Raw genomic sequence first — 25,785 nt, 5'->3', positions numbered from 1 at the left:
CACCCCATCTTGGCACACGAGAGTGACGTGTTTCTTGGCGGTAACTGGGAGAATTCAGAGTTTCGTCAGGGAGGCGGCGAACGTGTCGAGCGCGGCGTTCGCGGCCGCGCCGTCATCGGGATCGTTGACGATCGCCGCGAACGTGAGCACGCCGCCGCCGACGCGCGACACGTTGCCGGCGAGCGCGCGCACGTCGCCCAGCGCACCGGTCTTCACGCGCAGCAGCCCAAGCGCGGAATCATCGGCGATGCGGTTCCTCACGGTGCCGACGAGCCCGGGCAGCGCCAGGCCCTCGGACGCGGCCGCCGCGCCGCCGTCCGGATCGACGTACTTCGACTGCACCTGGGCGAGCGTCTTCACGGTGAGCGTCGTGCCGGGCGCGAGGCCGGAGCAGCTGGTCATGTGCAGGCCGTCGGTGGAGACGCCCTGTTCGGCGAGCACCTTCGTGACGGCCTTGACGTCGCCGTCGATCGAATCGCCGGTGCCGAGCTTCAGCGCGGTGAGACGGGCGAACAGCTCGGCGAGCGTGTTGTCGGAATGGCGCATCATGAACGCCATGACCTCGTTGAGCGGCGCCGAGCTCACCTTGGCGAGACGCGTGGCGCCGGACAGGTCGGACGATTCGGTCGCGGCGGACGATTCGGAGACCTGGATGCCGTCGCCGGCGAGGAGCGTCTCGAACGTGTCCGCCACGTCCGCCGCCGTGTCCTGGGAGAGCATCGGATACTCCTCGAAATCGTCGGCGTCCTCCTCGTTGAGGCCGCTCCAGTCGCGTCCTCCGTCGATCGCCATCGACGAGATCGGCGTGTAGTAGCGGTTCTCGTCGTTGTTCTCCTCGATGCCGTCCGGCGTGCGGTCGTCGCCGAACAGGGTGTCGTCGGCGACGAGCGCGACCGAGGTCACGCCCTTCGCCTTCAGCGCGGCCGCGGTCTCGCGCGCGAGCGTCGCGAGACCGGCGCGGCCGTTGACGTGGGTGTCGTCGCTCTCCCCCGCGCCGAGCAGCATGTCGCCGCCGCCCTTGAGCACGACGGTGGAATCGTCGGATCCGTGGGTGAGGTAGGTCGTGGTGTCGAGCGTCGACCCCATCTCCAGCGTGCTTGCGGCGGCGAACGCGGTGAGCGTCTTCGTCGTCGACGCCGGCTGGCGCGGCGTCGTCGCCTCATGCTCGGCGACCACGTTGCCCTTCGCATCGGCGATCACGACTGAATAGTCGTCACCGACACCGTCCGCCTCGCCGAGCGTTTTGATGAGCGCCTCGGCCTTCGTCTTGTCGATCGTCGCGCCGACGGCCACGTCGCCGACGACCGTGCCGGCGGCGACGGTCGCGGCGGGGTCGGGGTACGTGCGCGTCTCGACGGGCGCGAAGGTGAGCAGGCCCGGCGCGACGTCGGCCACGTCGGCGGCCGTGTAGCCGACGCACGCGGCGAGCGTGAGCGCGACGCAGGTCGCGCACACGGCGACGCGATGGGATTTGCGGACTGGGTTCGTGTTCATACCTCACCTTTTATTAGCAATTATGGACCGGCCTACGGCCGGACTCATCATCACCTCGCGGCTGCCGCCGCTCGGCTGAGCCTAAAAACAGTCCACCGGACTGTTTTCTTAACGGCTCAGCCTTTGTGCTGGATCGGTTTCCATTGGGCTTTGGAGAAGATGGCTTGGAAGGAGATGGGGACGTAGGAGAGCATGTAGATCGGGAACGCGAGCACGTAGGCGAACAGCTCCTTGTTGGTCGCGCCGATCTGGCCGCGCTCGGCCACGATCGTCAGGCCGGCGAGCGCCATCATGCCGAGGACGGACAGGACGATGCCGTTCACCCATCCGGTGAGCGCGCCCAGCTGACTCGACCACGAGACGAACCCGAACGCGGCGAACAGCGCGCCGAGGATCACGCGGGCCACGCCGAGCACGGTGAACGGGCACAGCAGCAGCGTGAAGTCGACGGCGGAGAAGTCGCGTTCGCGCACCGCGCGGCGGATCAGCGACGGACCGTAGTACCGGAACACCTGCAGGAAGCCCTTGCTCCAGCGCAGGCGCTGACGCCAGCTCTGCGCGAACGTGACCGGCTGCTCGTCGTAGAGGACGGCGGTGCCGCAGTAGCCGACGCGGTCGCCGTGCAGCACCGAGTCCATCGTGAACTCGAGGTCCTCGGTGAGCAGGTGGAACTTCCAGCCCTTGTTGCGCTTCATGACCTCCTTGGAGAACATGAATCCGGTGCCGCCCACGTGGCAGCTGGAACCGAACAGCATGCGCGAGTTGTTGAGGAATCGCGATTCGCGGATGAACCACAGCGCCGAGCCGGAGGAGACCCAGTTGTCGTTGAGGTTCACCGAGTTGCGGTAGGAGGTGAGGATGCGGAAGCCCGACTGGAACGCCTTGTTCATCTCCTCGAAGTAGTGCTTGTCGAGCTTGTTGTCCGCGTCGAACACGAAGTACGCGTCGTACGTGTCGGACAGCCCCTCGTCGACCATGTGGTCGAGCAGGTAGGTCAGGGCGTAGCCCTTGCCGATGAGCTTGTCGTTGTGGCGTTCGACCACGTGGCATCCCATCGCGCGCACCACGTCGGCCGTGTCGTCGGTGCAGTTGTCGGCGACGAGCCAGATGTCGATGAGCTCGCGCGGGTACGTCTGCCCGTGGATGCAGTCGATGAGGTTGCCGATGACCTTCGACTCGTTGCGCGCGGAGATCAGCACCGCGTAGCGTTTGTCCATCGGGGCGTCCGGGAAGCGGACCGGCTTGGAGAACAGGGAGATGAGGATGCACGCCCCCTGGTAGACCATGCCGGCGCCGCCGACGATGACGAGCAGGATATCGAGTACGGTGAGCAGGACCATCAGCGCCACCTCGCACGGGGGTTGTCGGGGGTATCGGGTTCATCGGGTTTCAGCACGCCCTGCGGAATCGCCACGGTGGCGGAGTCGTCCTCGTCGGCGGTGCGCGCGTGACCGTCGCCGCCGTCTTCGCCGTCGTGCGGAATCGCGTAGATCTGCTCCTGGAGGCGACGGATCTCGTCGTTCATCGGCACGCGGCTCGTCGATCCCTTCGCGGCGCGCGGCATATGCTCGCCGATCGGGTGCAGCACGTGCTCGTTGAACGCCTCGGACGCCTCGACCACCTTCGACTTACGCCCCACCGGATCGTTCATCAACGGCGAATCGACCAGATCGTACCGGCGCGTGTACACGCGGAAGATGGTCTGCAGCGAAGCGGTGACCGGCAGCGCGAGGAACGCGCCGAGCGCGCCGAACAGCGAGCCGAACGCGAGCACGGCGAGGAACGCGACCGCCTCGTTGATGTCCATCGTGCGGCGGGAGATGACCGGCGAGAGGATCAGGTTCTCGATCTGCTGGTACACGATGATGAACACGAGCACCGCGACCGCGTACGTCCATCCGCGGTTGCCCCAGGCGAACAGGACGGGCAGCGCGCCGCCGATGTACGTGCCGACCGTCGGGATGAACTGGGAGACCACGCCGCAGAACAGGGCGAGCGGCAGCCAGTAGGGCACGTTGAGCACTTCGAGGAAGATCGCCGTGCACGTGGCGTTGATCAGGGCGAGGATCGAACGGGAGAATAGGAACGAGGAGATCTGGTCCTGCGCGACCGTCCACACGAGCAGGAACCGCTTCTGCATGCCGGGGGCCATCCACTGGCAGAACGAGCGGCGCAGCTTCGGGCCGGCGGCGGAGATGTAGTAGGTGGTCATCACGACGGTAAGCAGCTGCAGCAGGAACGAGAACAGGCCGCCGACCGTGCTGATCGCGGTGCCGGCGAAATCGCTCACCCACGAGGTCTGGAAGCTCTTGAGCAGATCGGATTTCATCAGTTCGGCGCCCAGATTGTTCATGTCCGGGATGTCGACCGAGAACTGGTCGACGACGAACGAGCGGATCTGCTCGTAGGTGGCCGGGATGCCGTAGATCATGGCGATCATCTGCTGGAGGAACATGCTGCCGAACAGGGAGAACAGCACGCCGATGACGAGCGCCACCGTGAGCAGGCCGGCCAGCGAGGCGACGGAGCGCTTCCACCCGTGCTTGACGAGCGCGACGACCATCGGCTCGATGGCGAGCGCCAGGAAGAACGAGATGACGATGTCGAGCACGAGATAGGAGATCTTGCCCCACGACTGGAAGCAGAAGTTGAACGCGATGACGGCGATGGCCACGTAGAGCAGCGCGCGGCTGAACCATTCCGGAGGCTTGCGCGGGTCCCCCTTCGACGGGAAGAGGGTGCCGAAATCCCACCGCTGTTCGGCGTCCTCGTCTGAGGTATGGTCACGCACGCTTTGATTCATGGCTCCCCATTGTAGCGTCGGGTGCGATAGGCGGAACCGTTCACCCGATGTTCGCTTTCGGGCGGCGTGTATGGCCGCGTCGGCCGCCGCCCGTGTACGCCCGCGACATTATCCTTGGGCTTCATGCTGAACGTCTCGATCGTCATCCCGGCCTGGAACGAGGCCGAACGCATCGCCGACTGCCTGCTCAACACGATCCGGCAGACCGTGATGCCCTACGAAGTCATCGTCGTGGACAACCGTTCCACCGACAACACCTGCGAGATCGTCGAACGGTTCATCAAGGAGCATCCCGAGGCGCCGATCAAGCTCATGCATCAGGACGCCGAACAGGGGCTCATCCCCACGCGCGACTACGGCCTCGACCATGCCACCGGCGACGTGCTCGGACGTTTCGACGCGGACTGCATGATCAAGCCCGACTGGGTGGAGGTCGTCTCCGGCATCTTCACCGAGGACCCCGAGGCGATGGGCGCGACCGGACCGGTCATGTACTACGACATGCCGTCGCGCCATTTCGGATTGAAGGGCGACAATTCGCTGCGCAGGCGCATCTACAAGGCGGACGGCGGCCAGCCGCTGCTGTTCGGCTCGAACATGGCGCTGCGCGCCTCCGCCTGGCGCGCGATCTCCGGCGAGGTGTGCCGCGACAAGGCGGACGTGATGCACGAGGACATCGACATCTCCCTGCACCTGATGGGCAAGGGCCTGAAGACCGTGTACTCGCCGCGCATGATCGCCGGCATGAGCGCGCGCCGCATGGACACGTCGCTCTCGTCGTTCCGCAACTACATGAAGCGGTTCCGCAACACGTTCGACGCGCATCCGCAGCATTGGCGCAAGCACAAGCCGGAGATTCTGTTCACCGCGCTCTACCCGGCGATGCACCTGTTCTACCCGGTGTGGCAGAAGGTGCTGGACTCGGCCGACATCAACCCGGCCGAAGCCGCGTGGATCAACGAGCAGATGGAGCTCGCCGAGAAGGAGGGTCGCGAACTCTACGACGAGACCCCCACCGACGAGGAATGGGACGAAAAGCACGAGTAGTCCCGGCCCTCCCTCTGACGGGGCATCGCCGTGAAGCAAACGCCTGAGGCGTTTGCAGACGATGTGCGAGCCGACAAGCGAGCTGACATGAGGCCAGCCGTGTTGCCTCCCTCTGACGAGGGAGGTGTCATCGCGAAGCGATGACGGAGGGAGAGAAGCAGAGCGGCCGCAGGCCGCGGGAACATTGCATCGGCCGAAGGCCGATTCCGTTTCCCCGCGGCCTGCGGCCGCTGTCTCTCCCCCACCCGGCTGCGCCGGGAGCCCCCTCGTCAGAGGGGGCCTATGCGCCGCATCACATCAGGGACTTGTAGATGGCGAGGATCTCCTCTTCAGTGGCCTTGCGCGGGTTGCCCGGGGTGCACACGTCGTTGAACGCGTCGTGGGCGAGCGGGGCGAGATCCGCCTCGGTGGCGCCGACCTCGGAGATCTTGGTCGGGTTCTTCAGATCCACGGTGAGCTTGTGGACGGCCTGCACGGCCTCCTCGCGCACCTTCTCGAGGTCGCCCGTGTAGGCGTCCTCGATGCCGAACGCATCGGCGATGTCGCGGTACTTCTCGCCCGTGTAGTCCTTGTTGTACTCCATGACCGGCGCCAGCAGGATGCCGTTGGCGACGCCGTGCGCGACGCCGAGGCGGCCGCCCAGCGGGTGGGCCATGCCATGCACCAGGCCGAGGCCGACGTTCGAGTAGGCCATGCCGGTGATATACGAGGCGTACGCCATCTGCTCGCCGGCCGGCACGTCGCCGTCGGCGGACTTGGCGAGGTTCTTCGCGATCATGCGGATCGTCTGCATCGACAGGCAATCGGACAGCGACCACGCGCCCGGCGTGATGTAGCCCTCGATCGCGTGGGTCAGGGCGTCGAGGCCGGTGGCGACCTTGAGGCCGCGCGGCATCGAGTCGGTCAGATCCGGGTCGACGAACGCGACGATCGGGATATCGTGCGGGTCGACGGCCACGAACTTGCGCTTGTTGGCCGTATCGGTGATCACGTAGTTGATGGTGGTCTCGGAGGCGGTGCCGGCGGTGGTCGGCACGCCGAAGATCGGCACGGACGGGTTCTTCGTGTCGGCGACGCCCTCGAGCGACAGCACGTCGGAGAACTCCGGGTTGGCGGTGATGATGCCGATGCCCTTGCAGGTGTCCTGCGGGGAACCACCGCCCAGGCCGATCAGGAAGTCGGCGCCGGAGGCGGCGAACTTCTCGACGCCGTCCTTGATGCACTCGACCGGCGGGTTCGGCTTGACGTTGGAGAACACCTCGTACGGCAGGCCGGCCTCGTCGAGGACCTTGGTGACCTTCTCGGCGGTGCCGGTCTCGAGCAGGACCGGATCGGTGACGATGAACGCCTTCGTGAAGCCGTGCTGCTTCGCGACGGTCGGAATCTCCTTGATCGCGCCACGACCGAAGTACGCGGTCTGGTTGAAAATCATGCGATAGACCATAAGGCTCTCCTTTAAGCTGTGTCTTTGCCTTACTACCGTGGGTCGGTACATCGCTGCACCGCCCGACGACATCCAGTGTACTCGCCGATGGGAGCGTTCCCAACCATTGCCGGGCACGATTTCGCATCATCGTCGTCAAACCGCACATTCCCCCGGCGTTTCCGCCACATCGCACGGGACTATCATGGGCGCTGCATCATGGGGTTCGAATGGTGCGGCAATGACACACGAGGACGCGCGGACACACGACTATGCGTGCACGCGGACGCAAGCGCGCGTGCGGGAGACGCCATCTCCCGCCACGGTACCGGAGGTGAATCATGGCGAACGGGAAATCGATGACGGTCGGCGAGATGGTGGGACTGTTCCTGAGGGACGACGCGCCCGTGAGGGTGGACGCGTTCGACGGTTCGCATTTCGGCGCGGCCGATGCGGCGCTCAAGGTGCGCATCGCCAGCCCGAACTGCATGTACCAGCTGCTCGCACACCCGAACGAGATCGGCGTCGTGCGCGCGTACGTGCTCGGCGACTTCGACGTGGAGGGCATCGACTACGCCGACCCGTACCCGGCGATGCGCGCGATGGTGTCGATGGCGAAATATGTCAAGCCGATCACGCCGGTCTCGATGGCGCGTGTGACGGCCGGGATCCTGAGCCACGGATTCAGGCGGCCGCCGGTGCCGGCCACCGAGGGGCCGAGCAAGTTCGCCCGCATCAAAGAGGGGCTGCTCCCCCACACCGAGAAGGCCGATTCCAAGACGGTGAGCTTCCACTACGACATGTCCAACGAGTTCTACGCGGACTTCCTCGGGCCTTCGATGACGTACACCTGCGCGGTGTTCGAGAACGAGGACATGAGCCTCGAGGACGCGCAGGCCAACAAGCTGCGCCTGATCCTCGACAAGCTCGGACTGGAGCCCGGCCAGCGTCTGCTCGACATCGGCTGCGGCTGGGGCTCGATGGTCATCGCGGCCGCACGCCGCGGCATCAAGGCGCTCGGCGTCACGCTCTCCAAGGAGCAGGCGGCGTACGCGAACGAATGGATCGAGCGCGAAGGCCTGTCCGACCTCGCCGAGGTGCGTGTGCAGGACTACCGCGAGGTGCCCGAACGCGACTTCGACGGCATCAGCTCGATCGGCATGATGGAGCATGTGGGCGTGAAGAACTACCAGAGCTACTTCGAGGAGATGTTCAAGCTCCTGAAGCCGATGGGGCGCCTGCTCAACCACCAGATCACCATCAGCCACGACAAGCCGGACGGCAAGCCGGGCACCGACGAGTTCCTCGACCGCTACATCTTCCCCGACGGCGACCTGGGTGCGCCCGGATTCATCGAATCATGCATCCACGACGCCGGATTCAACGTGGTGCATCAGGAGAACCTGCGCCAGCACTACGCGCTGACGCTGCACCATTGGAACCGCAACCTCTCCGAGCATTGGGAGGACGCGGTGAAGCAGGTCGGCTTCGAACGGGCGAAGGTGTGGGGCCTGTACATGGCGGCCTGCGCGCTCAACTTCGAGCTCGACGGCATCCAGATCCACCAGTTCCTCGCCGTGCGGCCGGACCGCGCCGGCCACCCGGACGGCAAGTGGTACCCGCTGCGCCCCTGGTGGAAGGCGTGACCTTCGGCCTCCCCTTGGCTCCCTCTGACGAGGGAGCTGTCAGCCGCAGGCTGACTGAGGGAGAGACCCCGTCAGAACTGGATGTAGTCCACTTCCTCGTGTTCTCCGGTCTCGAGGTATTTCGCCAGATCCTCGGGGCCGTTGAACACGGCCTTGACGGCCTGCGCGACCATCAGGTTCACGCGGTCCATCGGCGTCAGCTCGTCACGGTAGCCGTACACCGGCTTGCCCGATGCGTAGGCGTATCCGATTTCGAACATCGTGCCCGCGTCCTCGTCCATGAGGTTCGCGATGACGGCGTCCGCGGCGTCGATGCCCCTGATGTCGTCGACGAAGCAGCCTTCCGGCCCGACCTCCTCGATCTGACTGGCGAAGCGCGGCTTGAACAGCGTCCTGCCATGGTCTTCCAATACCTGTTCGAGACGCTCCATGCTGTGGGCCTGCTCCGGGTCGAAGAACGGCCCGGCCACATAGAAGTCGATATGTTCGTCGTCGTTGTTCGTATCGTTCATGCCCACCATTGAAACGCGGGGCGGTTCAAGCGACCACCATGCGGTTCACGTTTCGGACGAGCGACCGCGATATGGTCACTATGTGGAATCAGGCGCGCCGCAGCGCCCGTCGGTCATCAAGCTCCCCGCATCCCCAACCCCTTGCTCCCCCTTCAGGGGGAGCTGTCGCGTGCAGCGCAACTGAGGGGGATTCCAGGCCTACCCCTGGAACCTCAGACAGAAATAAACGAAACCCCGCAAGCAGTGCTTGCGGGGTTTCCATGGTGGCTCCGAACGGCGTCGATCCGTTGACCTAGCGATTTTCAGTCGCTCGCTCTACCAACTGAGCTACAGAGCCATTGGATAATCAATGAACCCGAAACCGGATTCCTAATCATCCTAGCGACCACGACCGGACTTGAACCGGCGACCTCCGCCGTGACAGGGCGGCGCTCTAACCAACTGAGCTACGCGGCCGTTGTTTCTCGCGTTTCCGTGAGGCAACGAGTGAATATATTACCCGAAACGAAGCATCGCGCAAATCACGGCGTGTCGCCTTATATTGCAACGATTTCGACCACCCGCACACGACGCTCACACAGGCGAATACACATGCAACTGCCCCGGAAACGCGCGTGGGGCGCGCCCGACGAACGGACACGCCCCACACGATGGCGCGATACGGCCACATGCGACTCAGTCGGTCTGCTTCCAGTTCTCGACATCGATGTGGTGCTCCGGGTTGGCCTGCCATGCACGCCACGCGGATTCGACGATGTCCTCCACGTTGTACTTGGCATGCCAGCCCATCTCCTCGTTGATGCGCTTCGGGGAGCCGATGAGGTGCGGCGGATCGCCGGCGCGACGGCCCTGGACGTGCTCCTCGAACGGAAGGCCGGTGACCTTCTTGAGCTCGTCGACGATCTGGCGCACGGAGGTGCCTTCGCCGGTGCCGACGTTGAAGGCGTCGTACTTGCGCTCGTCGCGGTCGAGGTACTTGAGGGCGGCGAGGTGCGCGTCGGCCAGGTCGGAGACGTGGATGTAGTCGCGCACGCAGGTGCCGTCCGGGGTCGGGTAGTCGTCGCCGAAGATCAGCGGGGCCTTGCCCTTCTTCAGACGATCGAGCAGCATCGGGATGAGGTTGAGGATGGCCGGGTCCTCGAGCTCGACGGGGCCGCAGCCGGCCACGTTGAAGTAGCGCAGCGCGCAGAAGCGGATGCCGTAGGTGCCTTCGCAGGCGCGGGCCATCCACTCGCCGAACAGCTTGGTCTGGCCGTACGGGTTGATCGGGAGCATCGGGACGACGTCCTCGGGGACCACGTCGACCGGCGGGACGCCGTAGGTGGCGGCGGAGGAGGAGAAGACGAGCTTCTTCGCCTTCTTGGACTTGGTCATGCCGGTGAGCACGTTGAGCATGCCGCCGATGTTCTGCTGGTAGTACCACAGCGGCTTCTCGACGGACTCGCCGACCTGCTTGCGGGCGGCGAAGTGGATGACGGCCTCGACGTCTTCGGCGTCGAGGATCTCGGCGAGGCGCTCGCCGGCGCCCGGCGCGGAGATGTCCATGCCGTAGAGGCGGGAGCCTTCGATGCGGGTGGGCTTGCCGTAGCTCAGATCGTCGACGACGACGACCTTCTCACCGGCCTCATGCAGAGCGTGGACGACATGGGCGCCGATGTAGCCGCACCCACCAGTGACGAGAACTGTCATATCTGGCCTTTCGATTGCCTTGTAGAGCCTTGCGGCGTGCGGTTCGACTGCGCGAGCCGCTGTTCGCTTCTGCTCACATTTGTTATATTTTCGAACAATTTGAGTATAACACGGCACATGAACGAACACACGCGTTTCCATGAATCAGCCCGGTCCAATCATACGGAATCATGGTGAATAATGGAACAACGCAAGACGACACCGGAAGGAACGCACATGACGGACGACCACGCCGCGAACGGCGACATCACCAACGGCGACATCACGGACACGGACGCCGTGAACGGAACGACGGAGGCGACGGCCGCGACGCCGCAGGCCGCGGCCGCGCCGACGCACCCGATGCACCGCGTGCTCTCGTTCGTGCGCCGCTCCGGCCGCCTCGACGCGCGACTCCAGCGCGCGTGGGACAACTACGCCGGCGACTATCTGCTCGACATCAACGCCGGCGAGGGCTCGCTCGACGTGCGCGACGGGTTCGCGTTCGACGCGGACTACGTGCGCGGCACGTGGGGCGATGCGAATCCGCTCGTCATCGAGATCGGCTCCGGCCAGGGCGAGAACATCGTCGCGGCCGCCGAGGCGAATCCGGGCACGAATTTCCTCGCGCTCGAGGTCTACGACCCCGGCGTCGCGCACACGTTGCTGCTCGCCGGCAAGCGCGGACTGAAGAACATCCGCGTGGCGCAGGTGAACGCGCCGGAGCTGTTCAAGGCGGCCTCCGACGGTGTGGCCGCCGAGGTCTGGACGTTCTTCCCCGACCCGTGGCCGAAGAAGAAGCACCACAAGCGCCGCATCGTGCAGCCGGAGCTGGCCGGCGAGGTGCGCCGCGTGCTGGCGGACGGCGGCGTGTGGCGCATCGCCACCGACATCGAGGACTACGCGCTGCACGTGCACGAGGTGATGGACGGGCTCGACGGCTGGCAGAACGCGGGCGACGTGACCGTGAGCCTGCCGACCGGCCACGTGGGCAAGGGCAACGCCGACCTCGCGGCCGACATGCCGCACGCCGACTTCACCGAGTCGGAGCGATTCGACGGCCGCGTGCTCACCAACTTCGAGAAGAAGGGCCTCGCCGCCGGCCGCGTGATTCACGACTTCACCTACCGCAAGGTGTGACGCGGGACGGCGCGACATGGGCGACGTGACGCGGGCGACGTGACGGCGCACGATACGACGGTGCACAACGCTCGACGACACGCCGGATTTGCGCAGCACCGACGACTTGCGTATTGTTATGCAAGTTGTCACGCCCCCATCGTCTAACGGTTAGGACACCAGACTTTCAATCTGACAACGAGAGTTCGACTCTCTCTGGGGGTACCTGCGGCGAGAGCCACGAAGGGCGCTGAAACTCAGATGTTTCAGCGCCCTTTCGCTTTCCAAGACCGTGAGAGTTCAACCGATGAAGTCGGTGCTGTCGAGGATGATGGGGACGTCCCTCGAAAAAGGGAATGACCCTATGGATAAGTGGGGCTATGTAGTGTTCCTCATCGATATGGGGAAATCAGTCGATGCTGGATTTAACCTGTTGTGACTTAACCTCACTTATCCATATTGAATATTTGTCATATTTGCGATATGATTGCCCCATCAACGTAGATGCCAATGAAGGGAGCAACCAATGCGTGGTCTGATTGCTTGGGGCGACGAAAGCGTCAGAACGCAAGGCCGCGATCTTCCCGCTTACTATATGGCCGCATGCATCTGCATGTCCGAAGAAGACGAAATACGCCGCAAATTATCTTCAGCACTCACAAGGCATGCAGCCAAGTTGCATTGGCGCGATATGACCTCTTCGGAGAAACGGAAATCCATACCGATCATCGAACATATGACACTGCCTCATATGGTGGTGGCGGCCATGCCTCTCGACGGAAGAGTAAGCTCGGAACGGGCCAGGAGAAAATGTATGGAACTGCTGCTGCCCATCCTGGAATACGAATATGGAGTAGACCGATTCTTCCTTGAATCACGGGAGTCCCATCAGGATGAGATGGACCTCACCTTCGTCAGAGGAATTCGCAGTCGTCATCTTATCGATAAGTTACGCGTGGATTTCAGGCCCGGTGCCGATGACGCGCGCCTATGGATTCCCGATCAAGTTCTCGGCGCAGTCGGAGATACGCGCAACAAGACACTGGATTTCAGTCCACTGGTCGAATCCTTGGATTTTCGTACCGTGAATCTACAAGATGTCTAATAGCTGATATATCAGATGAGGCGTCTCTGCAATCAACGGATTACGGAATAGCGCTAGCCACAGTCGCGATTACGCGCTATAGTATGAGATAAGCCAGCCTCCGAGGAGGAAATGGAAGTAGGAGCCGGATTCCCTGTGCATCATGGGGGCCGGCTCCTGCGCTATCTAGGCCGATGCCGCCCTATAAGGACTCAAAGGGGTCAAAGAACCGTGTCATCCGGGAAAAGTTGCACTGATTCCGTCCCAGCGCAAGAAATCCCGGAAAAGAACCGCGACGCCCGGGATTCCTTGCGCTGACGTCGTCACAGCACAAGAAATCCCGGGGAATGGGAGGAGTTTCCGGGATTTCTTGCGTTGACGCCGCCTCAGTGCAAATAATCCCGGATGATAGGGCGGATTTCCGGGATTTCTTGCGCCGAAGGCATCTGTCGCCGGAGCATCCGCCGACGAGGGCACCCGCCGCCGGGGGAACGCGGTTTGCACCGCGATTTGCGCCACGGTTGCACGACGGCGGCCGTAGCGCAACCGCACCACGGTTACAGCGCAACCGCGCCACGGTCGCAGCGAAGTCGCATCTATCATGAGGAGACATGAGGGACTTGGCGGACGAGACCAGACGGGAGACCGTCGCGCGGGTGACGGCGGCGTTGAAGAGCAAGCCGCGGCCGGTGGCGATCCGAGGCGCACGCAAGGTGGATGCCCATGGCGAACGGCGCGACTATTGGGTGGTCGCCGATGCGCGCGGCGTGATCGCGGCATGCGGCTCGGATGACGACAACGCGAACGACAACGCGAACGACTATGACCCAGCCGGGGAAAGTACGGGTCACGTTTCCCGCGCCGGAACCACACCGTTCCGACGCGCCTGCCGCGCGGTCGGCATCGATCCGGACTCCCCCGAGCCGGGCGCGATCATCGACGCGGACGGGCTGATCCTCACGCCCGGATTCGTGGACATCCACTCCCATGGCGCGTGGGGAGCGTCGTTCGACGACGGGCCGGACGGCATCGACACGGCGCGCGCCGGTCACGCGATGCACGGCACGACGCGCCAGGTGCTGTCGCTCGTCACCAATCCGATGGACGTGATTCTACGCAACATCCGCATCGTGCGCACCGCAATGGGCTCCGGACGACCGGACATCCTCGGCTGCCATCTGGAAGGCCCGTTCCTCGCGCCGGAACGCAAGGGCGCGCACGCGCTGGAACACCTACGGAACCCGACGCCCGAACTCATCGACGCACTGCTCGACGCGGCTGGTGGCGACCGCGGCACCGCCAGCACCGCCAGTACCGACGCTACCGACGCCGCCGACCCCAGCACCACCAGCTCCGACGCACCCACCGCCCTCGCAGCAAACCACCCCGGCTGTATCCGCCAGATCACCATCGCCCCGGAACTCCCGCACGCCCTCGACGCCATCAGCAGGTTGCACGCCGCCGGCGTCGTCCCCGCAATCGGCCACACCGACGCCGACTATCACACCGCCGAAGCCGCCTTCGCCGCGGGCGCCGGCATCATGACGCACATGTTCAACGCGATGAACGGCCTGCATCACCGCGATCCCGGTCCGATTCCGGCCGCAATCGAGAACCCGCGCGTCATCATCGAACTCATCAATGACGGCTTCCACGTGGACGATCCGATGGTGCGGCTCGGCTTCGCGCTCGCGCCGCACCGGATCGCGCTCGTCACCGACGCGATGGCCGCCACCGGCTGCCCGGACGGCGCGTACCGTCTCGGCGGCCTCGACGTGAGCGTGGTCGCCGGCCGAGCGCGCCTCGCCGACGGCGGCGCGATCGCCGGCTCCACGCTCACGATGGAAGCCGCCGTCCGGCGCGCGGTCGTTGCGCTCGGTCTCGGCCCGGTCGACGTCGTCGAGGCCTCCACGCTCACTCCGGCGCGCGCGTTCGGCTTCGACCGGCCCAATCCCGTCACCGGCGCGCCGCTCGGTCTGATCTCCCCCGGCTACGCCGCCGATTTCAACCTGATCGACGCGACGGACTGGACCGTCCGTCACACCTGGTGCGCCGGCCGCCGCCTGCGGTGAGACGAAACAGGCGCGCCGCGCTACCGACTGCACCTCGTGCCCCATGGTGCGGTGAAAACCCCATGGTGCGGTCGATGAAAACGGCTTAATTCCGCCGTTGTGGAGATTGTGTGTTACCGCACCATGGGGGTGGGGACGGAATGGGTCGGTTCGATCTGGCGGAGTTGGCTTGCTAGATCACTGCCGGATACCTTCATGAGCGCAAGCCCCGAACCGCGAGGAACGGTGTAGTCCGCCGGCCGGGCGAAACCGTTGGGATACGGAAGCCCATGCCGCCATCATGTGAAGACGGGATGGATTGCCGTGCAGAAGGCATGAGACCCCAAGGGGATGGAAACAAAATGCCGGGTTCCGAAGCAACGCTCCAGAACCCGGCATCCCGGCACCGCGGTGTTAGCACCGTGGACCTCATCGAAAGCCCCGCTGAAGCAGGGCGATATTTGTATTAGGGAAATCGAAACAAGTGATTGTCATCCCTCAATGAAAGCCCAAGATTGAGCAGCGACCATCAATCGACACATCGAATCTTGAGTCCAACCGAAGGGTACCACACGCACATAGCGTACGTGTGGTACCCTAGACGTGATGCTGTTCTATGTTAAAGCATAATCACCAGCACCAGAATGACGACCAGCAGCTTAAAATTCAGCAGTTTAATGTCCACTGGTAGTCTCCTTTCTCTGAGTCGGTTGCCCATGGCAGTGGGCAACCGAATTTTTATTTGCACGTTCATTCGTTTACGGCCTTATTTTTAGCCAATTCGAACGAACACTGTGAGGTTACCTCGCGCCATGGACAGCGTGCTCGAAATCAAAACAAGTAATTGTCATGTATGAATAAATTTAAAATCCCGACAATCACGGGTGCCGTTAACCAACTACATAGTAGCATAAGCCTCACGTGCAATGGCCGTTACGGTCCAGATAGACCGCAACGGCCATTGCGACGCGCGTCAATGACGAGCGCGATGACGGCGCAGGGCCAGGGCGACGGCGCAGACGGCGAGCACGAGGATGGTCACCGCGAGTGCGCCGGCTATGGCCGCGCCGGTCGCCGGGAGCGGCGACTTGGCGGAGGCGTTGGCCTGCGCGGATGACTGTCCGACTGGACGCTGCGCGGTGCCAGCGGAGTCACCGGAACCGTTGGAACCGGCATTGCCGTTGGAACCATTGCCATTGTTCCCACCGGTATCGCCACTATCGCCGGAACCATCGGAACCGCCGTTACCAGAACCGTCGTTACCGCCGTTACCGTTGTCGCCGTCCGAGCCGTTCCCCGGCTTGTCCGGCTTATCCGGCTTGTCCGGATCCGGTGTGGGTTCGGGCTCCGGATCCGGCTCCGGCTCCGCATCGTCCTTGACGGTCACGTCGAACGTCGTGGAGACGACGTGGGACGTGTCGCCGCCGACGGTCATGGAGACGGTGACGGTCTGGCGTCCGGGCGCGGAGGCGTCGTAGCCGGTGAACGCGAGTTCGCCATCGGCCTCGCTCAGCGGCGCGGTGGTGCCGCCGTCGAGGAGTCGGCGTACGGCGATACCGTCCGTGTCGAGCGCCTCGCCCTTGGCGTATGCGGTCTTGGACGGACCGGAGACCAGCGTGAGCCCGGTGACGGCCGAATCCGGGGCAGCGACGCGCACGAGGCTGAAATCGTCAAACACGGCCCAGCCGCCCGCGTCCTGTTTGACGCTGAAGCCGACGGTGAGCACGCCGTCCGCGCCCACGTGCACCGGCTTAAGCGTCGGATTCAGCCACTTATACCCGGCGGCACCGGCACCAGCCGAACCGCCGGCACCAGCCGAACCCGCCCCCGGCAGCTTCTCCCCCACCGCGTCGAGCTCGGCGCCGCCCGCATCCTTCGCATACAGGCGGATGTCGTCGTTCTTGCCGCTGTCGCCGGTGAGCCAGCCGGAGAACACGTACCAGCCTTCGGCCAGTCCGGTCACCCGCTGTTCCACGGTGAAGTCCATGGCGGCGGCGTTCCACGCGTTGAGGCTCTTGCTGCCTTCGTGCAGGTCGGATTCCTTCTTCTGGGTCTTGACGCCGACTGAGCCCTGCGGCTTGTTCCACGTGGCGGTCCAGGAGTCGAATCCGTCTTCGAAGCCGCCGTTGGCGAGGAGATTTCCGCTCGGCAGGTCCGGGTCGTTCACGGTCACGGTGAACGTGGCGGTCCTGCCGGCCGTGTCGTCGCTCTTGGAGGTGACGGTGACGGTCTTCTCGCCGGGCAGGTCGGCGTCGAAGCCGCTCAGCTCGTACCGGCTCGCGTCCAGCGTACCGACGGTCTTGCCGCCCGCCGTTTCGCTGACTTCAAGTCCGGTCGTGTCGAGTCGGTCGCCGATCACGTAGGAGGTCTTCGCGGGCGTCTTCGTCACGGCGATCGCGTCGGCGGCGACCGGCGCGTCGCCGTTCACGGTGACGGTCACGTCGGCTTCCAGCGGCGTGTCGCTGTTGTACAGCATGGCGGTCACGTGGATGACGGCGGTGCCGCCGGCGAGCGCGGTGACGACGCCGTTGGCCTCGCCCACCGTAGCGACCTTGGGCGCGCTGGACGTCCACGTGACGGATTTGAGCAGCACGTCGCCGTCGCCGCCGGTGCTGCGCGCGGCGAGGCGCAGCGTGCCGCCGGCGTCGAGCGTCGTCTTGCCGCCGGTCAGGTCGTCGCCCGTCGCCGCGTCGGTGACGGTGAAGAACTCGGAGGCTCCCGGCGTCTTGGTGATGTCCACGGCGATGTCCGTGTACACGTTCGGCGATTGCTTCGAGGCGACGCGCACCGTGCCCTTGACGGGCACGATCGCGTCGAGGTCGTCGTAGTAGGCGACGGGCGCGATCACGCCGTCATCGTTCACGGCGACCGTGTCCGGGTCGAGCGAGGTGTAGGTCACGTCCTGGCTGTAGCCGGCGGGTTCCACGGACGCGGCGATCCGGTGGGTGGCGCTCAGCGTGCCCTTGATGGGGACGAGTCTGACGCTGGTCGCGTCGACCTTGACCGCGCTGGCGGAGGGTTCGGCCGCGTAGACGGCGAGGTTGTCGAGTCGGGTGGTCCAGTTCAGCGTGCCCGCGCCACGGGTTCCCCACAGTTGGATGCCGGCGAGGGTGCCGTCGTAGTCGACGCCGTCGGCGAACGGCACGGTGTGGGTGGCGGTGAGTTTCGCGTCGGTTTTGGACGTGACGGTGAACGTGATCTTCCGTGCGGTGAAGTCGAGCGCGACATGCACGTTGTACCATGCGTTGTTCCGATCGAATCCGTCGCCGACGGCGGTGGTTCCGGTCAGGGCGCTGTTCGTGTCCTTGGTGGACGACCGTCCGCCGGTGTTGTAGACGAGTTCGGCGTCCGCATTGGTCTGCAGGCTCAGATAGCGGTTGTCGGAACCGTCCACGAGCGTGAGGAACGCGCCTTTGGAGCCGGCGGGCGCGCCCACGTTCCAGTCGACGTCGAACACGACCTTGCCGTTGGCGACGGCCGGGGCGAAGGTCCTGGCCGTGGCGCGGCCGCCGGAGCCGCCGCCGGAGATCTCGAGCACGTGGCCGGAACCGCCGTCCGCGTCGCCGTCGACGACCTTCGCGCCCAGCTGGCCGGCGTAGTTGGCGTACTTGCCGAATCCGCCGTTGCCGCCGACGTCGATGCCGTCGAAGCTTTCGGAGATGGTCGGCACGTACACGGTCGCCTTGTCGCTGAATCGTCCATCCTTGGTGGCGGCGGTGATGACGGCGACGCCGGGCTTCAGCGCGGTGACGGTGCCGAACGCGTCGACGGTCGCCACGGATTCGTCGCCGGAACTCCAGTCGACGTCGGTTTCGGTGGCGTCGTCGGGCGTGACGGCGGCGTTGAGCCGCACCGTCGCGCCGTCGCCGCCCTGCGCGCCGAGCGCATCGGACTTGACCCACACCTCATGCCGGTCGAGCGTGACGCCGGTGGCCGCGATCGCGTCCTTCTGCACCTTGACGGCGACGCTCGCGCTGTACCCGCCGTTCACCGTGGTGACGGTGACGGTGGTCTCGCCGATCGCGTTGCCGGTCACGTTGCCGTCCGCGTCCACGCCGGCGACGGCGGGGTCCGCGGACGTCCACGTGACGGACTTGTCGTCGGCGTCGGACGGCGTGACGAGCACGTCGAGCCGCTTCACGCTCCCCTTCTGGATGGTAAGTCTGTCGCGGCCGAGCGAGACGCCCTCCACCTGCACGGGAACGGCGTGGACGGTCACGCTGGCCGAGGCGGCGGGATTGTCGTCGGATGTGACGGTGACGACGGCGTCACCCCGGCCGACGGCGGTGACCTTGCCGGTCTGGTCGACGCTGACCGCGTCCGGATTCGACGAGCTCCACGTGACCTTGTACAGGGTGGCGTCCTTCGGGTTCACGGTGGCCGTGAGCTGCGTGGAACGGCCGTGGCTGAGCGTAATCGGAGCGGTCTTGTCGAGCGTGACCGAGGCGACGGGCGTCTTGGTGGCGTCCACGGTGAACGTGAGCGTCGCCTTGCCGTCGTCGGAGGTGACGGTGACGGCGGTCCGGCCGGCCTGCTTCACGTCGAGCTGCACGACGGAGCCGTCGTCGGTGCGCTGTTCCATGCGCCCCTTGGCGGTCTGCCAGGTCTCGCCGAAGAACGTGGCGACGCCGGTGTCGGAGGAGGTGAACACGGCATGCTGGTCGCTCACGGTCTTGGACAACGTGGCGGTCATGTCCACCGAGTCGAGCGCCTTGGCGGCGATGACGTCGCCGTCGTGCACCCGCTTGCCGCCGACGGTCACGACGAGATCGCCGTCGGCGGCCTGCGTCGGGGCCTTGACGGCGACGCGCGCGGTGGCGGACACGCCGCCCACGCCATCCTCGCCGCCCGCGCGTGCGGTGATCGTCGCGGTACCGGCCTTCACACCGGTCACGAAGCCCTGCGCGGAGACGGTCGCGACGTCCGGATCGCTGGACGTGTACGTGATCGCGCTGTCGGACAGCACGGCGTCGGTGGGCTGGACGGTAGGCTTGAGCCGCCGGGACATGCCGCCCGCGGTGAGCGTGAGGTCCGCGTCCTCGAATCCGATGGCGGTGGGTTTGGCGGGGGCGACCTCGTAGCGGCCGTCCGCGATGCCGTTGTCGTTGCTCAGCGGCGTGACGACGTCCGCGGTCTTCGTCTTGGCGACGCCGCGGATGAGGTACGCGTACATGGAATCCATCATGTCGCCGGCCTTGCCGGCCTCGGTGCTGCCCATCTCCCGGATGGCCGGGTCGCCGTTGTTGAACATGATGCGCTGGTTGACGTCCGCGGAGCCGCCTTCGGTGCTGGCCGCGCCCGGCGTGGGGATCCAATCGGTCTCCCAGTAGTAGAAGCCGCGCGTGCGCCCGTACGGATCGGGGGTGTCGAGTGGCGCCTGCATGTAGTCAAGCAGCCAGTTGTACTGGCCGTTCGGACTGCCCGCGTAGGCGGCCTGGGTCATCTGGCTGGTCTGCTGGTCGAACGTGGCTTTGTAGCGGGTGAAGCTGTAGCCGGCCTCCACGTTCACGTAGTCGCGCCAACGGTGTTCCCCACTCGCGTTCATCGCGTTCGCGAACTTGATGATGTTGCCGCTGGAACGGCCGCCGTACAGGGAGTGCGCCTCGCCGTCGTATTCGGCGCCGTTGGCGGACAGCCCCTCAAACATGGTGAACGCGTAGTCCACGTCGTAGCCGTTGTTGGTGTGCACGTAGGTGGGGATGCCGGGGGCCACGTCCTTGATCGCGTCGTAGGAGGCGGCGACGATGGCCGCGTGTCCCTCGCTGGTGGCGCCCTGGCCGATCGGGCGGATGAGGCCGCCGTCCTGCTCGTTGCCGGTCTTCACGCCGGCGAGGTTCACGTGCCGGTCCACCAGTTCGGTCATGAAATCGTGCACGTAGTGGTACACGATGGCCTTCATGTGGCTCAGGTCGGATTCGGAAAGCGTGCCGTCGTACGCCTTGTTGAGCCATTCGAGCGGCGTGTAGGCCTTCGCGGCGCTGATCCACGAGTCCGAGTAGTGGAAGCTCGGCAGGTAGCTCATGCCAAGTTCGGTGGCGCGCACGCCGAGTTCGGCGGAATGCTCCTTGTCGAAGTAGCCGCCCTGGGGCATGCGGTAGGGCATCGGATCGCCGTTCGCGTCGTCGAAGCTCTGGTAGACCTTGGTCAGGCTCTTCGGGTAGTAGGTGTCGTTGCCGGCCTGCACGAAGATCATGTTCGTGATCGAGTTGACGCCGTGGTTGGCGAGGATGTTCAGGCAGTCCTGCTGGACGCCGTTGGCGAAGTACTTGCCGCCGTTGTCCTCGATGAGCGGCAGGAACGAGACGTCCGCGCCCTTGGCGACGCCGACGTCGTGCATCTCGAACAGGTCGACGTCGTCCACCCACGCATGGTCCTGGCCGTTGCCGGTCCACGGGTCCTCCACATACGTCCCGTCGGTCCGGTGCAGCGTGACGGATTTCGTGTAGGCCTCGTCGTGCACGGTGTTCGCGTATACGGTGATCTCGCCGGTCGCGCCGGTGGTGAACACGACGCTGACGAGCGAGTATCCGGTGGTGCCGGACGGCGCCTGCCGCAGCACCGTGCCGTCGGCGCCCCTGACGCCGATGTTGATGCGGTCGCCGGTCGATTCGCGGTTGACGAGCAGGCCGTCCTGACCGCGCCAGTTGTTGTGCGCCTCGGTGGAGAACGTGTCCTGGCGGTCGACCTTGGTGCGTGCGGTGAGCACGTATTTCGTGTTCGGCTTGACCGTGACGGTCTGCGCCACGGTGGATCCGGCGGCGAGGCGGAGCGCCTTGGATCCGGTGTCGGCGTTGGCGCCGTCCACGGCGACGTCGCCGGTGGTGGTCCAGCCGTCCGTCCCCTGTTCGAAGTCCCAGTTGGCGAGCGCGTTGGCGTCGTCGGAGTCGAGTTGGAGGTTGAGGCCGTCGACGGCGAGGGCGTTGGCTCCGGCGGTGATGGTGACGGTCATCCGCCCGTTGTAGACGAGCACGTTGCGGTGCGATGTGGCGGTCCACTGGCCCGTCTTGAGATAGGCGTCGAGCTTCAGCACGGAGTCGGGGCCGCCCGTGCCGGAGACGGTGAGGTTGGCGGTGTTGCCGCCGGCCGCGCCCTTCACGTTCAGGTTCAGCGAGTAGCTGCCCTGCGGGATGCCGGTGATGGTTCGGGTGATGGACGCGCCCGCGGGCAGGTCCGCGTACCGGTCGCCTTCCGAGGCGCCGCCGGTGACGGTCGTGACGTCGCCTTTGGCGGTCCATCCGTCCAGCCCCGATTCGAAGCCCATGTTGCTCACCGGGCGGACGGTCGCGTCGGCCGAGGTGTTGGTCACGTCGGCGGTGGCGGTGGCCGCCGTGCCGGCCGCGATCATCGCGAGCGCGATGGCCGCGGCGGCGACGCCGGCCACCGCGGCGCGCGCACGGCGGGTGACGCGGGTGACGATGCCGGCGACGACGCGATGGATGATGCCGACGATGTTGGCGACGCGATGCCCCGTGCGCGGTTGCGTGTGCTGCCCGGTACCATGTTGCCCGGTACTGTGATACCCGATACCGTGATGCCCGGCGTCGGGACGATTCTGCTGGTGTGTTCCGTTCATTGGCCTGTCGATCCTTCTACGACACCTGACGGGCTCTCTCCCTCGTCAAGTGGTACAGCTGTGTACCATACAACATCGCAGGATAGCATGGAAACCGACTCTTGGTCAACCGGTGTATCACCGCACCTCACCCCCCCCCCTCGCACTCACGCACTCCATCCCATGGTGCGGTAAAACCCCCATGGTGCGGTCGCCGAAAACGGCTTGATTCCGCCGTTATGGAGATTGTGTGTTACCGCACCATGGGAGAGTGCGCGCGGGATACGCGCGGGAACGGGGGTTAGTGTTCGGCGGCGGTGAGGCGCTGGGCCACCCAGTCGACGATGTAGGGGGCGACTTCCTCGATCTGGTCGATGGCGACCTCGAACTCGTGGGGACCGCCGTACCACGGATCGACCAGGTCGATCTCGCTTTCACGGCCGGCCGGCGGCTTCGGCAGATTCGGGTCGAAGCTGCGGTACATATGCACCTCGGCGCGCTTCGCCGGCGGCAGCATGCGCAGCAGGGCGCGCATGTGCGAGGCGGTCATCGGCAGGAACAGGTCGGTGCGGTTGATCTCGTCACGGCTGATCCGATGCGCGAAATGGTCGCGCGGAATCTCGTCGCCATAGCCGCGCTCGCGCAGCACATGCACGGCGCGCGGGTCGATCGGGTGGCTCCACTCCTCATCGGAGACGCCGCTGGACTCGACGTCCACGCGATCGGACAGGCCGCGCTCGTCGAAATAGTGGCGCAGGATGATCTCGCCCATCGGCGACCGGCAGATGTTGCCGGTGCACACGGTCATGACGGTGTACTTCTTCTCGTCGGTCATACTTCTCTTTCGGCTAACGGGAACGCACATACTTGATGAAACGGTACCGGGCGATACCGGATTCCGGCTTCTTCGGCTTCAGCCACGGCGAACGGTCGGCGACCTGCCAGCCGGCGTGGTCGTCGTCCGCGAGCGCGGCGATGTCGGGCGCGTACGTGTCGGCGTCCACGGCCGCGTCGAGCAGGGTGACGAACACCTTGTTCGCCTGCGGCAGGGCCTCCTCGAACAGTTGCGCGCCGCCGATCACCCAGATCTCGGAACGGTCGAGACCGTCGTCCGGAATCGCCTCCTGGCGGGCCAGGTCGAGCGCGTCCTCCAGACTGTCGACCACGGTCGCGCCGGGCGCGCGGTACTGGTGGTCATGGGAGACGACGATGTTGTCGCGGTTGGGCAGGGGCCTGTAACGCAGGTCCAGCGACTCCCAAGTGCGACGACCCATGATCACCGGGTGCGAGACGGTGAGCTCCTTGAAATGCTTCATATCCTCGGCGAGATGCCACGGCATGCCGCCCTCCAGACCGATGGCCCCCGTACGACCTTCCTTGTCGCGGGCTTCGGCCCAGATGAGGTTCACCGAGAACGTCTTGGGGAAATCGTCGCCCCAGTCCTCGGTCTCGTCGAGCCCGGCATCCCCGGGCTCGGGTTCGTGATAGCCGCTTCGGCTACTGTCATGCTCCATTTCGGACTCCTTGAGTGGGATTGGACTGGAACAGAAGTGTAATGTCAGACGGCGACGGGCGCCTTGATGGTGGGGTGATGACGGTAGTCGAGGATATGGAAGTCCTCGTATTCGTAGTCGAAGATCGAGTCGGTCTTGTCGATCGCGATCTTCGGGTACGGGTAGGGCTCGCGCGACAGCTGTTCGAGGACCTGCTCGATGTGGTTGTCGTACACGTGGCAGTCGCCGCCGGTCCACACGAACTCGCCGGGCTCGAGGCCCGCCTGCTGCGCCATCATCAGGGTGAGCAGCGAGTAGGAGGCGATGTTGAACGGCACGCCGAGGAACATGTCGCAGCTGCGCTGGTAGAGCTGGCAGCTGAGCTTGCCGTCGGCCACGTAGAACTGGAAGAGCGCGTGGCAGGGCGGCAGCGCCATGTGCTCGACTTCGGCCGGGTTCCACGCGGAGACGATCATGCGGCGCGAATCCGGGTGATGCTTGATGAGGTCCATCACGTTGGCGATCTGGTCGATCGTGCGGTTCGGGTCGTCCGGGGTCGGGGCCGGCCAGCTGCGCCACTGCACGCCGTAGACCGGACCGAGGTCGCCGTTCTCGTCCGCCCACTCGTCCCAGATGTGCACGCCGCGCTCCTGCAGCCAGCGCACGTTCGAGGAGCCTTTGAGGAACCACAGCAGCTCGTAGGCGAGGCCCTTGAAGAACACGGTCTTCGTGGTGAGCAGCGGGAACGTGCCGTCGGACAGGTCGAAGCGGATCTGGCGGCCGAACAGGGAGATCGTGCCCGTACCGGTGCGGTCCGACTTGAGCGTGCCCTCGGTGAGGATCGTGCGCACGAGATCCTCGTACGGGGTGGGCACGTCCGTCTCGGGGCGGGCGGGGATGCGGGTGCGGATGTCAGCGAGTTGTTCCGGGGTCAAAGCCATGGGCACCAGTGTAGCGTGACCCCCTCAGTCCGGCCGTGACCCCGCCGTCAGCCCGTGACCCCGCCGTCAGCCCGTGACCCCGCCGTCAGCCCGTGACCCCCTCAGTCCGGCCTCCGGCCGGCCAGCTCCCCCTGAAGGGGGCGCATGCCGTCTTCCTGCTCCCCGGAAAGGGTGCATATCATCTCTTTGCTCCCCCTTTAGGGGGAGCTGGCGGCGAAGCCGGCTGAGGGGGTTCGCTTCGGCGGATGGCGATTTGCGGCGAAGGCGGCGGTTTTCGGCTAGATTGGAGATGGTCGCGACGCGACAGGCGCGCCGCACGGATAGACGAGGAGTCATCATGGCCAAGCGACTGTGGGTGGAACGCAACAAGGACGGTTCGTGGGACGCGTTCAGCGAAGACGGCGCGCACATCAAGTTCGGCAAGGACCGCGGCCAGTTCACGCCGGGCGATCTGATGAAGATCGCGCTGGCGGGCTGCGCGGCGCTGTCCAGCCAGTTCGCGATCGAGCATACGCTGGGCGAGGGCAAGGGCGCGAAGATCGTCGTCGGCGGCACCTATGACGCGGACAACGACGCGTACATCAACTTCGACGAGCAGGTCGTCGTCGACGCGACCGGCTCCGATCTGAGCGACGAGGACGCGGCCAAGCTCAAGGAGCGCATCACCCGTCACATCGACAAGGGCTGCACGGTCAAGCACACCTACGTGCAGGAGACCCCCGTCCGCATGGAAGTGACGATCAAGAAGTAGGCCAATCGCACGCAATCGGCCCCCCTCTGACTGAACCGCACCCTGATTGTTGGACTGAAGTAATTCGGATTCGATGATTGGAGGTGCGGTTTCTCATGTCCGGGAATCGCAGGCGTCGTTATGACGATGGTTTCATGCGGCTCGTCGTTGGTGTCTTCCATGAGGGCCATGGCTATAAGGCCGCGGCGCGCCGGCTTGGCG

16 protein-coding genes and 3 tRNA genes are annotated in these 25,785 nt (G+C 65.2%); 7 read left to right on the top strand and 12 right to left on the bottom strand.

Going from position 1 to position 25,785, the window contains the following annotated elements; translation table 11 throughout:
- Positions 1-54 precede the first annotated feature (54 nt).
- From AC1AYP_RS07445 to AC1AYP_RS07435, 3 genes are all read right to left on the bottom strand, one after another.
- Positions 55-1,494 (bottom strand): D-alanyl-D-alanine carboxypeptidase/D-alanyl-D-alanine-endopeptidase, encoded by a 1,440-nt coding sequence (locus tag AC1AYP_RS07445; protein WP_476547318.1) that lies wholly within the window; start codon positions 1,492-1,494, stop codon positions 55-57.
- A 116-nt stretch (positions 1,495-1,610) separates the two neighbouring features.
- Positions 1,611-2,834: a glycosyltransferase family 2 protein gene (locus tag AC1AYP_RS07440; protein ID WP_476547316.1), complete on the bottom strand. Its 1,224-nt coding sequence runs from the start codon at positions 2,832-2,834 to the stop codon at positions 1,611-1,613.
- Positions 2,834-4,297: an AI-2E family transporter gene (locus tag AC1AYP_RS07435; RefSeq protein ID WP_476503104.1), complete on the bottom strand. Its 1,464-nt coding sequence runs from the start codon at positions 4,295-4,297 to the stop codon at positions 2,834-2,836. Before AC1AYP_RS07435 ends, AC1AYP_RS07440 begins: the two co-directional genes overlap by 1 nt.
- 123 nt (positions 4,298-4,420) lie before the next feature.
- Between AC1AYP_RS07435 and AC1AYP_RS07430 the strand changes: the two genes are divergently transcribed.
- Entirely contained in the window at positions 4,421-5,344 is a 924-nt protein-coding gene (locus AC1AYP_RS07430; RefSeq protein WP_476503103.1) for a glycosyltransferase family 2 protein, read from the top strand.
- Positions 5,345-5,636: 292 nt separating this feature from the next.
- Here the strand turns inward: AC1AYP_RS07430 and fucO are convergent, their stop codons facing one another.
- On the bottom strand, positions 5,637-6,788 hold the full coding sequence (fucO, locus tag AC1AYP_RS07425) for a lactaldehyde reductase (RefSeq protein WP_476503102.1): 1,152 nt from the start codon (positions 6,786-6,788) through the stop codon (positions 5,637-5,639).
- 320 nt (positions 6,789-7,108) lie between these two features.
- On the opposite strand from fucO, the gene AC1AYP_RS07420 reads away from it, so the two are divergent.
- The gene (locus AC1AYP_RS07420) at positions 7,109-8,413 is read left to right on the top strand and encodes a class I SAM-dependent methyltransferase (protein ID WP_476547314.1); all 1,305 of its coding nucleotides are present in this window, start codon (positions 7,109-7,111) and stop codon (positions 8,411-8,413) included.
- A 71-nt stretch (positions 8,414-8,484) separates the two neighbouring features.
- Here the strand turns inward: AC1AYP_RS07420 and AC1AYP_RS07415 are convergent, their stop codons facing one another.
- From AC1AYP_RS07415 to galE, 4 genes are all read right to left on the bottom strand, one after another.
- Positions 8,485-8,925 (bottom strand): nucleoside 2-deoxyribosyltransferase, encoded by a 441-nt coding sequence (locus AC1AYP_RS07415; protein WP_476547312.1) that lies wholly within the window; start codon positions 8,923-8,925, stop codon positions 8,485-8,487.
- A gap of 261 nt (positions 8,926-9,186) precedes the next feature.
- Positions 9,187-9,262, bottom strand: a tRNA-Phe gene (locus AC1AYP_RS07410).
- A gap of 45 nt (positions 9,263-9,307) precedes the next feature.
- A tRNA-Asp gene (locus AC1AYP_RS07405) sits at positions 9,308-9,381 on the bottom strand.
- Between the two features lie 219 nt (positions 9,382-9,600).
- The gene (gene galE / locus AC1AYP_RS07400; protein WP_476503099.1) at positions 9,601-10,614 is read right to left on the bottom strand and encodes a UDP-glucose 4-epimerase GalE; all 1,014 of its coding nucleotides are present in this window, start codon (positions 10,612-10,614) and stop codon (positions 9,601-9,603) included.
- 342 nt (positions 10,615-10,956) lie between these two features.
- Between galE and trmB the strand changes: the two genes are divergently transcribed.
- The 4 genes from trmB to nagA all read left to right on the top strand — a co-directional run bounded on the left by trmB (position 10,957) and on the right by nagA (position 14,868).
- A complete protein-coding gene (gene trmB / locus AC1AYP_RS07395; protein ID WP_476547401.1) occupies positions 10,957-11,733 on the top strand; it encodes a tRNA (guanosine(46)-N7)-methyltransferase TrmB in 777 nt (258 codons plus the stop codon).
- Between the two features lie 132 nt (positions 11,734-11,865).
- Positions 11,866-11,937 (top strand) — tRNA-Glu (locus AC1AYP_RS07390).
- Positions 11,938-12,238: 301 nt separating this feature from the next.
- Positions 12,239-12,817, top strand: coding sequence for a hypothetical protein (locus tag AC1AYP_RS07385; protein ID WP_476547311.1), 579 nt, complete (start codon positions 12,239-12,241; stop codon positions 12,815-12,817).
- Positions 12,818-13,407: 590 nt separating this feature from the next.
- Positions 13,408-14,868: an N-acetylglucosamine-6-phosphate deacetylase gene (nagA, locus tag AC1AYP_RS07380; protein ID WP_476547310.1), complete on the top strand. Its 1,461-nt coding sequence runs from the start codon at positions 13,408-13,410 to the stop codon at positions 14,866-14,868.
- A gap of 952 nt (positions 14,869-15,820) precedes the next feature.
- On the opposite strand, the gene AC1AYP_RS07375 is transcribed toward nagA, so the two are convergent.
- The 4 genes from AC1AYP_RS07375 to AC1AYP_RS07360 form a co-directional block, all read right to left on the bottom strand.
- Positions 15,821-22,420, bottom strand: coding sequence for an Ig-like domain-containing protein (locus AC1AYP_RS07375; RefSeq protein WP_476547309.1), 6,600 nt, complete (start codon positions 22,418-22,420; stop codon positions 15,821-15,823).
- 280 nt (positions 22,421-22,700) lie between these two features.
- Positions 22,701-23,234, bottom strand: coding sequence for a low molecular weight protein-tyrosine-phosphatase (locus AC1AYP_RS07370; RefSeq protein WP_476547307.1), 534 nt, complete (start codon positions 23,232-23,234; stop codon positions 22,701-22,703).
- Positions 23,235-23,247: 13 nt separating this feature from the next.
- Entirely contained in the window at positions 23,248-23,913 is a 666-nt protein-coding gene (locus AC1AYP_RS07365) for a dihydrofolate reductase (RefSeq protein ID WP_476503094.1), read from the bottom strand.
- A 44-nt stretch (positions 23,914-23,957) separates the two neighbouring features.
- Positions 23,958-24,833, bottom strand: coding sequence for a thymidylate synthase (locus AC1AYP_RS07360; protein ID WP_476547305.1), 876 nt, complete (start codon positions 24,831-24,833; stop codon positions 23,958-23,960).
- A 337-nt stretch (positions 24,834-25,170) separates the two neighbouring features.
- Between AC1AYP_RS07360 and AC1AYP_RS07355 the strand changes: the two genes are divergently transcribed.
- Positions 25,171-25,584: an OsmC family protein gene (locus AC1AYP_RS07355; protein ID WP_034525863.1), complete on the top strand. Its 414-nt coding sequence runs from the start codon at positions 25,171-25,173 to the stop codon at positions 25,582-25,584.
- Positions 25,585-25,785 lie beyond the last annotated feature (201 nt).

It is taken from the genome of Bifidobacterium sp. LH_424 (assembly GCF_056356895.1).
Note: the sequence above shows the minus strand (reverse complement) of the source record. Positions and strands in the feature narration are given on the sequence as shown.